The organism is Streptomyces sp. NPDC059455 (assembly GCF_042750115.1).
Classification (GTDB): Bacteria; Actinomycetota; Actinomycetes; order Streptomycetales; family Streptomycetaceae; genus Streptomyces; species Streptomyces endocoffeicus.
Map to the genome: position 1 here is coordinate 48,278 of NZ_JBHYVB010000056.1, position 7,975 is coordinate 56,252.

Here is a 7,975-nt window from a genome sequence, read left to right on the forward strand (position 1 = left end):
GTGCCGGAGCCCCCACTGCCGTTGCCGCCCCCCCTGCCGCCCGGCCCGACCCCCCGCGCGCCCCCCCGGCGGGCGGCCGCGCCTTCGTGTGTTCCGGTTCCGCCGGACGGCTACCCCTTCGCCGGGGGGCGGCCGACCTTGGAGGAGATCGAGGAGAGGGCCGAGCGCGGGGCCAGCTTCGCCAGGCTCGACATCGCCTTGTAGCGCGGGTCCGGGATGGACAGCGACTTGCCCCGGGCGAAATCCTTCAGCGCCGCCGTGACCAGCCGGTCCGGGTCCAGCCACATCCAGCTGGGCACGCTGTCGTGGCTGATCCCCGCCCGCGCGTGGAACTCCGTACGGACGAACCCCGGGCACAGCGCCATCAGCCGCACCCCCGAGCTGGCCAGGTCCTTCGCCGCGCCCTGCGTGAACTGCACGACCCACGCCTTGCTCGCCCCGTACGTCCCGCGCGGGAAGAAGGCCGCGACCGACGCCACATTGATCACCCCGCCGCGCCCCCGGTCGCGCATCGTCCCGGCCCCCGCGCTGGTCAGCCGCAGCACCGCCTCGCAGTGCAGCTTCAGCATCCGCAGCTCATCGGCGATCGGCACCTCCAGATAGCGGGCGCGGTTGCCGAAACCGGCGTTGTTGACGAGCAGATCGACCGGGTGGGTACGGTCCTTCAGCCGGGCCTCGACCGCAGCGATCCCGTCATCCTCGGAGAGGTCCGCCACCAGCACGTCCGCCTCCACGCCGTGCCGGTCGTGCAGATCCGCGGCCTGCTCCCGCAGCCGCTTCTCATCGCGTGCGACGAGCACCAGATTGTGCCCGTCGGCGGCGAGCCGGCCCGCGAAGGCGGCGCCGATGCCCGCGGTGGTTCCGGTAATCAATGCAGTCGTCATACGCGCACGTTATCGGCCATGGCAGGTCCCGGCGGACCGCCGAGCGGCACCGCGAGCGATCTGCGTCGGAATGAGAGCTTCCGCCCGCCGGCTTCCGTCAGATCGCCTTTGCGGACCGGTACTTCAGGGCGGCCTTCCGCACTTCCGGACGCAGCGCGTCACCGGCCGCCAGCACCCTCGGCAGCAGCTCCCGCTCCGTGGTCTCGGCGCGGAAGAGGAACGCGATCGTCACCTCGTGGTCGGGCCGGTGCACGATCTCGACGGGGTCGCCCGAGCGGATCTCGCCGGGCTCGAGCACCCGCAGATACGCACCCGGCACGGCGGCCTGGGTGAACCGCTTGAGCCACCCCCGCTCGCCCAGCCACCCGGCGAACGTACGGCACGGGATCCGCGGTGAGGTCACCTCCAGCAGCAGCTCGCTCCCCACCCGCCAGCGCTCGCCGATGAGGGCGCCGCTGACGTCGATACCGCTGGTGGTGAGGTTCTCGCCGAAGACGCCATTGGCCAGCTCGCGGCCCAGCTCCCGCTCCCAGACGTCGAGGTCCTCCCGGGCGTAGGCGTAGACGGCCTGGTCGTCGCCGCCGTGGTGGCGGGTGTCGCAGACCGAGTCACCGGCCAGACCGCTTCCGGCCTGGCCCTTCGGCCCGGGGGCCGCGACCGCCACCGGGTGGTCGACGGGCCGCTTGTCGATGCCGGTGCCGCCGGGCCAGTCGGTGTGGGCGCTCGGCATCGCGCGGCCGACGTTCACGGTGAGGACGGCTGGAGGGCGTGGAGTGTGCGGCATGACCGCACCGTAGAACAGCGAGGTCAAAGCGTCGACGTAATATCCCGGCCGGTACCCAAGGGCCCCTTATGCTCAAGACATGATCGAGGCCCGCCATCTCAGGGTGCTGCGCGCGGTGGCCGCCGCCGGCTCCTTCTCCGCCGCCGCCCGTGAACTCGGCTGCACCCAGCCCGCCGTCAGCCAGCAGATGAAGGCCCTGGAGGGCGCCGCGGGCACCCCGCTGCTGATCCGCAGCGGGCGCGAGATGCGGCTGACCGAGGCGGGCCGGGCGCTGGTGCGGCACGCCGGCGGGATCCTGGCCGGGCTGACCGCCGCCGAGGAGGAGGTCGCGGCGATCGCCGGGCTGCGCTCGGGCCGGGTGCGGCTGGTGTCCTTCCCCAGCGGCAGCTCGACCCTGGTGCCCATGGCGCTCGCCGAGATGCGCGCGGCGCACCCCGGGACGCGGGTCTCGCTCGTGGAGGCCGAACCTCCGGGCTCGGTGGAGATGCTGCGCTCGGGCGACTGCGAGATCGCGCTGGCCTTCCGGTATCCGCAGGTGAGCGCGGAGGTGGAGGCGGCTTCGGGAGGCGGCGGCGAATGGGACGACCTGGTCCTGCGGCCGCTGCTGAGCGATCGGCTGGTGGGCGTGGTGCCGGAGGGGCACAAGCTGGCGGGCGCCGGGGCGGTGGGGATCGCCGAGCTGGCCGGTGAGCCGTGGATCGCGGGCTGCCCGCGCTGCCGGGGGCATCTGGTGGAGGTGTGCGAGTCCGAGGGCTTCACCCCGCGCATCGACTTCGCGACGGACGACTATCCGACGGTCGTCGGCCTGGTCGGGGCCGGGCTGGGGGTCGCGGTGCTGCCCGAGCTGGCGCTGGAGTCGGTGCGGACCAAGGGCGCCACGACGCTGGAGGTGGAACCGGCGGTGCGCCGGGAAGTGGTGGCGCTGACCCTGCCCGACCTCGCCCGCGTCCCGGCGGTGGCGGCGACGCTGGACCGGCTGGAGCGGGCCGCCCGCAGATGAGCGGCGCGCACACCACCCCGGGGCCGTCCGCGCAGGCGCCGGGCGGCGACAGGAGGAACGTTTCTTCAGTTGGCCAGGGTCAGACCGGGATCAGGATCCCGGGGCGCCCGTACTGGCGACCGCGCGATGCCGCGCCCGCCCCATGAGCTCCTCGCGCTCGTCCTCGGTCAGTCCGCCCCACACTCCGTAGGGCTCGCGTACGGCAAGGGCGTGGGCCGCGCACTGCGCCCGTACCGGGCAGCGCATGCACACCTCTTTCGCCGACATCTCGCGTGCGCTCCGGGCAGCGCCGCGCTCCCCCTCCGGGTGGAAGAAGAGCGAGCTGTCGACCCCGCGACACGCGGCCAGGAGCTGCCAGTCCCAGAGATCGGCATTCGGGCCGGGAAGACGGGAGAAATCTGCCATTGCCTTATCTCCTCGAAGCGATCGGCTGCGGACGCTGTGTCCTGGGTCGTACACCTACGGTGTAAGTAGATGTAAATATGACTCATTGCGAATCTAGCCACACAGACCGCCAAATTGGAAGCAAGGTCGCCAAATGCCACCGAAGGGACTGCCTCGGGGGCTGCCCTATGGGGGAGGCGCGAAGGACGCGACCGGCGCGACGAAGCTGCTCCGTGTCCGAGCCCTCACGTAGAGTGTCGAAGGTGGCCGCCGAACCCCGTAACTCTTTCGGGTGACCGTCGTTGAGAGTGCGGAGGCGGTTGATGGGTAAAGCTCTCGGACAGATATCCGGGGCTGTCAATCGCTCAGGTGACGATATGTACCAGCCTGGAGGCTCAAGGTGACGCGCATCAGCTGCGGAGGACGGCCATGACATCCGTCCTCGTCTGCGACGACTCCCCGCTTGCCCGAGAGGCGCTGCGCCGCGCGGTGGCGACCGTGCCCGGCGTCGAGCGTGTGACGACGGCGGCCAACGGCGAGGAAGTCCTCCGCCGCTGGGGTGCCGACCGCTCGGATCTGATTCTGATGGACGTACGGATGCCCGGTCTCGGCGGGGTCGAGACCGTGCGGCGGCTGCTCTCCGCCGACCCGGGCGCCCGGATCATCATGCTCACGGTCGCCGAGGACCTGGACGGCGTGGCGCTGGCCGTGGCCGCCGGTGCCCGTGGCTATCTGCACAAGGACGCCTCGCGCGCCGAGCTGCGCGCCACCGTGACCCAGGCGCTCGCCGACCCCACCTGGCGGCTGGCCCCGCGCCGGCTGCGTTCGGCCGAGATGGGCGCCGCGCCCACGCTCACCGCGCGCGAGATCCAGGTGCTCGAGGGCATGAGCCACGGCCGGTCCAACGCGGAGATCGGCCGCGAGCTGTTCCTGTCCGAGGACACGGTCAAGACGCACGCACGCCGGTTGTTCAAGAAGCTCGGCGCGTCCGACCGGGCGCATGCGGTGGCCCTCGGGTTCCGCTGGGGTCTGGTCCGCTGATCCGGCCACGACCGTTCTGACGTGCTGCGCAGCGGGGGCGCGACGGTCCCCGCCCGTCGGGTGGCGGGCGGGGCGAAAGCGTGCGCGGCGAGCGCTGTGGTGGTGGCCTGTATCAGTTCCCCGCGCTATGCCGCATCCTTGAAGGTGTGGAGTTCCTCGGGGACGAGTCGGTCGGGCGTGAGGGGAGAGCGCAGGACATGACGACAGCCGGCGCACCTGCTCATAACGCTTCAGCGCACAACTACGGACGCGATGCCACGGACCCCCCGGGCCCGAGGCACCATGGATGGATGCCGCGCGACGACGAAAGCCCAGGGGCCCCCAAGGGAGCTCCCGGGAGTACGGGGGCGATCGGCGCCCTCGTCGGGCGCGCAACCGAGGGGGACGAGCAGGCCACCCACGATCTGCTGGCCCTGGTCCACCCGCTGGCCCTCCGCTACTGCCGTACGAGACTGTCCCGACTTCCGGGTGATGCCCGCCACTTCGTGGACGACCTGGCGCAGGAGGTCTGTCTCGCGGTGCTGTGCGCGCTGCCGCGCTATCGCGACACCGGAAAGCCCTTCGAGGCGTTCGTCGTGGCCATCGCCTCCCACAAGGTCGCCGATCTGCAGCGGGCCGCCATGCGCCACCCGGGCTCCACGGCCTTCCCCTCGGACGAGATGCCGGAGCAGCCGGACGATTCGCTGGGGCCCGAGGAGCGGGCGCTGCTCAGCAGCGACGCGGAGTGGGCCAAGAAGCTGCTGGCCAACCTTCCGGAGAACCAGCGCGAGCTGGTGCTGCTGAGGGTCGCGGTCGGGCTGACGGCGGAGGAGACCGGGCAGATGCTCGGGATGTCCCCCGGAGCGGTGCGGGTCGCCCAGCACCGGGCGCTGAGCAGGCTGCGGGCGCTCGCCGAGCAGTGAGCCCGGGGCCCACCGGAGTTCCGGTGGGCTCGTTACCTTGTTGTGCCTTCCGCATTTAGCAGGTCGCTGAGAAGTTATCCACAGGGCGGAATGAGGCACTCGGGGAGCCCGTTAGCATGGGAGTCCGCGCTGGGGCAAGACCATTGGAAGGGTGTCATGACTGACAACGTCGACGGAGTGCCTGAGAAGTTCGCCATGCTCGGGCTGACGTACGACGACGTGCTGCTGCTGCCGGGCGCCTCCGAGGTGCTGCCGAACGCGGTCGACACCTCGTCCAGGGTCTCCCGGAACGTCCGGGTGAATGTGCCGCTGCTGTCCGCCGCCATGGACAAGGTCACCGAATCCCGGATGGCCATCGCCATGGCCCGGCAGGGCGGCGTGGGCGTGCTGCACCGCAATCTGTCCATCGAGGACCAGGCCAACCAGGTCGACCTGGTCAAGCGGTCGGAGTCCGGCATGGTCACCGACCCGATCACGGTCCGGCCGGACGCCACGCTGCACGAGGCGGACGCGCTGTGCGCGAAGTTCCGCATCAGCGGTGTGCCGGTCACGGACGCCGTGGGCAAGCTGCTCGGCATCGTCACCAACCGTGACATGGCCTTCGAGGTCGACCGGGGCCGTCAGGTCCGCGAGGTCATGACCCCGATGCCGCTGGTCACCGGCAAGGTGGGGATCTCCGGCGAGGACGCGATGCAGCTGCTGCGCCGCCACAAGATCGAGAAGCTGCCGCTGGTCGATGACGCGGGCGTGCTCAAGGGCCTGATCACGGTCAAGGACTTCGTGAAGGCCGAGAAGTACCCCCACGCGGCGAAGGACGCGGGCGGCCGGCTGGTCGTCGGTGCCGCCGTCGGCGTCGGCGACGAGTCGTACGAGCGGGCGCAGGCGCTGGTCGAGGCCGGGGCCGACTTCCTGGTCGTGGACAGCGCGCACGGCCACAGCCGGGGCATCCTCGACATGATCGCCAAGATCAAGTCCAATATCGCGGTCGATGTGGTGGGCGGAAATGTCGCCACCAAGGATGGCGCCCAGGCGCTGATCGACGCGGGGGTGGACGGGGTCAAGGTCGGCGTCGGCCCGGGTTCGATCTGCACCACGCGCGTGGTCGCGGGCATCGGCGTGCCGCAGGTGACGGCGATCTACGAGGCCGCCCGCGCCTGCCACGCGGCCGGGGTGCCGCTGATCGGCGACGGCGGTCTGCAGTACTCGGGCGACATCGCCAAGGCGATCGCGGCCGGTGCGGACACCGTGATGCTGGGCAGCCTGCTGGCCGGCTGCGAGGAGTCGCCGGGCGAGATGGTCTTCATCAACGGCAAGCAGTTCAAGTCCTACCGGGGCATGGGCTCCCTGGCCGCGATGCAGACGCGTGGCCAGGCCCGTTCGTACTCCAAGGACCGCTACTTCCAGGACAACGTCCTGTCCGAGGACAAGCTGGTCCCCGAGGGCATCGAGGGCCAGGTGCCCTACCGCGGCCCGCTGGCCTCGGTCGCGCACCAGCTGGTGGGCGGTCTGCGGGCGTCGATGGGCTATGTCGGCTCGGCCAATGTGGCGGAGCTGAAGGAGAAGGGCCGCTTTGTGCGGATCACCGCGGCGGGCCTCAAGGAGAGCCACCCGCATGACATCCAGATGACCACCGAGGCGCCGAACTACTCCGGCCGTTGATCCACGCTGTCCGTTGATCCGTGCTGTCCGCGCCGTCCGCGCCGATTTCACCCGGGCGACCTTGCGACGGTGCGGGCAGGGATACTGGGACTGCTGTTCGTGAACAGGGAAAGGCACCCACGTGACTGAGATCGAGATCGGGCGCGGCAAGCGCGGCCGCAGGGCGTACGCGTTCGACGACATCGCCGTTGTGCCGAGTCGTCGCACCCGGGACCCGAAGGAGGTCTCGATCGCCTGGCAGATCGACGCCTACCGCTTCGAGCTGCCGTTCCTGGCCGCGCCGATGGACTCGGTGGTCTCGCCCCGCACCGCGATCCGCATCGGTGAGCTCGGCGGCCTCGGGGTGCTCAACCTCGAGGGGCTCTGGACCCGTTACGAGGACCCGGAGCCGCTGCTGGCGGAGATCGCCGAGCTGGACGAGCGCACCGCGACCACCCGGATGCAGGAGATCTACGCCGAGCCGATCAAGGAGGAGCTGATCGGCCAGCGCCTGAAGGAGGTGCGGGACGCGGGCGTGGTGACCGCCGCCGCCCTGTCCCCGCAGCGCACGGCGCAGTTCTCCAAGGCCGTGGTGGACGCGGGGGTCGACATCTTCGTGATCCGCGGGACCACGGTCTCCGCCGAGCATGTCTCCGGTGCCGCAGAGCCGCTCAACCTCAAGCAGTTCATCTATGAGCTGGACGTCCCGGTGATCGTGGGCGGCTGCGCCACCTACACGGCCGCGCTGCACCTGATGCGCACCGGCGCGGCCGGTGTGCTGGTGGGCTTCGGCGGCGGCGCCGCGCACACCACCCGCAATGTGCTGGGCATCCAGGTGCCGATGGCCACGGCGGTCGCCGATGTCGCCGCCGCCCGCCGGGACTACATGGACGAGTCCGGCGGCCGCTATGTGCATGTGATCGCCGACGGCGGCGTCGGCTGGAGCGGCGATCTGCCGAAGGCCGTCGCCTGCGGCGCGGACGCGGTGATGATGGGCTCCCCGCTGGCCCGGGCCACGGACGCACCGGGCCGCGGTCACCACTGGGGCATGGAGGCCGTGCATGACGAGGTGCCGCGCGGCAAGCGGATGAACCTGGGCACGGTGGGCTCCACCGAGGAGATCCTCCTCGGCCCCTCGCACACCACCGACGGCTCGATGAACTTCTTCGGCGCGCTGCGCCGCGCGATGGCCACGACCGGCTACTCGGAGCTGAAGGAGTTCCAGCGGGTCGAGGTCACGGTGGCGCCGTCGGCCCGCGACAAGCGCTGAGCGTCCTTCACAAGCCGGTTCGGCAACCGGTTCAGCAACCGGTTCAGCAAGGGGAAGGCCCCGACCGCGAGG

8 protein-coding genes are annotated in these 7,975 nt (G+C 71.1%); 5 read left to right on the forward strand and 3 right to left on the reverse strand.

Annotated elements, in window-relative coordinates; all coding sequences use genetic code 11:
- Positions 1-110 precede the first annotated feature (110 nt).
- Positions 111-884 (reverse strand): SDR family NAD(P)-dependent oxidoreductase, encoded by a 774-nt coding sequence (locus ACFXB5_RS21430; protein ID WP_385210168.1) that lies wholly within the window; start codon positions 882-884, stop codon positions 111-113.
- 97 nt (positions 885-981) lie between these two features.
- Entirely contained in the window at positions 982-1,668 is a 687-nt protein-coding gene (locus ACFXB5_RS21435; RefSeq protein WP_385210171.1) for an MOSC domain-containing protein, read from the reverse strand.
- A gap of 79 nt (positions 1,669-1,747) precedes the next feature.
- Between ACFXB5_RS21435 and ACFXB5_RS21440 the strand changes: the two genes are divergently transcribed.
- Positions 1,748-2,668 (forward strand): LysR family transcriptional regulator, encoded by a 921-nt coding sequence (locus tag ACFXB5_RS21440; RefSeq protein ID WP_385210173.1) that lies wholly within the window; start codon positions 1,748-1,750, stop codon positions 2,666-2,668.
- Positions 2,669-2,758: 90 nt separating this feature from the next.
- On the opposite strand, the gene ACFXB5_RS21445 is transcribed toward ACFXB5_RS21440, so the two are convergent.
- Positions 2,759-3,073, reverse strand: coding sequence for a WhiB family transcriptional regulator (locus ACFXB5_RS21445; RefSeq protein WP_037952995.1), 315 nt, complete (start codon positions 3,071-3,073; stop codon positions 2,759-2,761).
- A gap of 408 nt (positions 3,074-3,481) precedes the next feature.
- Here ACFXB5_RS21445 and ACFXB5_RS21450 point away from each other — a divergent pair, with 408 nt between their 5' ends.
- The 4 genes from ACFXB5_RS21450 to ACFXB5_RS21465 all read left to right on the forward strand — a co-directional run bounded on the left by ACFXB5_RS21450 (position 3,482) and on the right by ACFXB5_RS21465 (position 7,903).
- Complete coding sequence (locus tag ACFXB5_RS21450) at positions 3,482-4,093, forward strand: response regulator transcription factor (protein ID WP_003948568.1); 612 nt, start codon at positions 3,482-3,484, stop codon at positions 4,091-4,093.
- Between the two features lie 290 nt (positions 4,094-4,383).
- Positions 4,384-4,995, forward strand: a complete 612-nt coding sequence (locus tag ACFXB5_RS21455) for a sigma-70 family RNA polymerase sigma factor (protein ID WP_385210177.1) — start codon at positions 4,384-4,386, stop codon at positions 4,993-4,995.
- A 156-nt stretch (positions 4,996-5,151) separates the two neighbouring features.
- Positions 5,152-6,654: an IMP dehydrogenase gene (gene guaB / locus ACFXB5_RS21460; RefSeq protein ID WP_385210179.1), complete on the forward strand. Its 1,503-nt coding sequence runs from the start codon at positions 5,152-5,154 to the stop codon at positions 6,652-6,654.
- Positions 6,655-6,775: 121 nt separating this feature from the next.
- Positions 6,776-7,903, forward strand: coding sequence for a GuaB3 family IMP dehydrogenase-related protein (locus ACFXB5_RS21465; RefSeq protein ID WP_037953000.1), 1,128 nt, complete (start codon positions 6,776-6,778; stop codon positions 7,901-7,903).
- The last annotated feature ends 72 nt before the right edge of the window (positions 7,904-7,975 follow it).

Excerpts from the sequence above, each read along its gene's own strand:
- ACFXB5_RS21430 (WP_385210168.1), bottom strand. The coding sequence starts at position 884 with ATGACGACTGCATTGATTACCGGAACCACCGCGGGCATCGGCGCCGCC.
- ACFXB5_RS21450 (WP_003948568.1), top strand. The coding sequence starts at position 3,482 with ATGACATCCGTCCTCGTCTGCGACGACTCCCCGCTTGCCCGAGAGGCG.
- ACFXB5_RS21455 (WP_385210177.1), top strand. The coding sequence starts at position 4,384 with ATGCCGCGCGACGACGAAAGCCCAGGGGCCCCCAAGGGAGCTCCCGGG.
- ACFXB5_RS21440 (WP_385210173.1), top strand. The coding sequence starts at position 1,748 with ATGATCGAGGCCCGCCATCTCAGGGTGCTGCGCGCGGTGGCCGCCGCC.
- ACFXB5_RS21445 (WP_037952995.1), bottom strand. The coding sequence starts at position 3,073 with ATGGCAGATTTCTCCCGTCTTCCCGGCCCGAATGCCGATCTCTGGGAC.
- ACFXB5_RS21435 (WP_385210171.1), bottom strand. The coding sequence starts at position 1,668 with ATGCCGCACACTCCACGCCCTCCAGCCGTCCTCACCGTGAACGTCGGC.
- guaB (WP_385210179.1), top strand. The coding sequence starts at position 5,152 with ATGACTGACAACGTCGACGGAGTGCCTGAGAAGTTCGCCATGCTCGGG.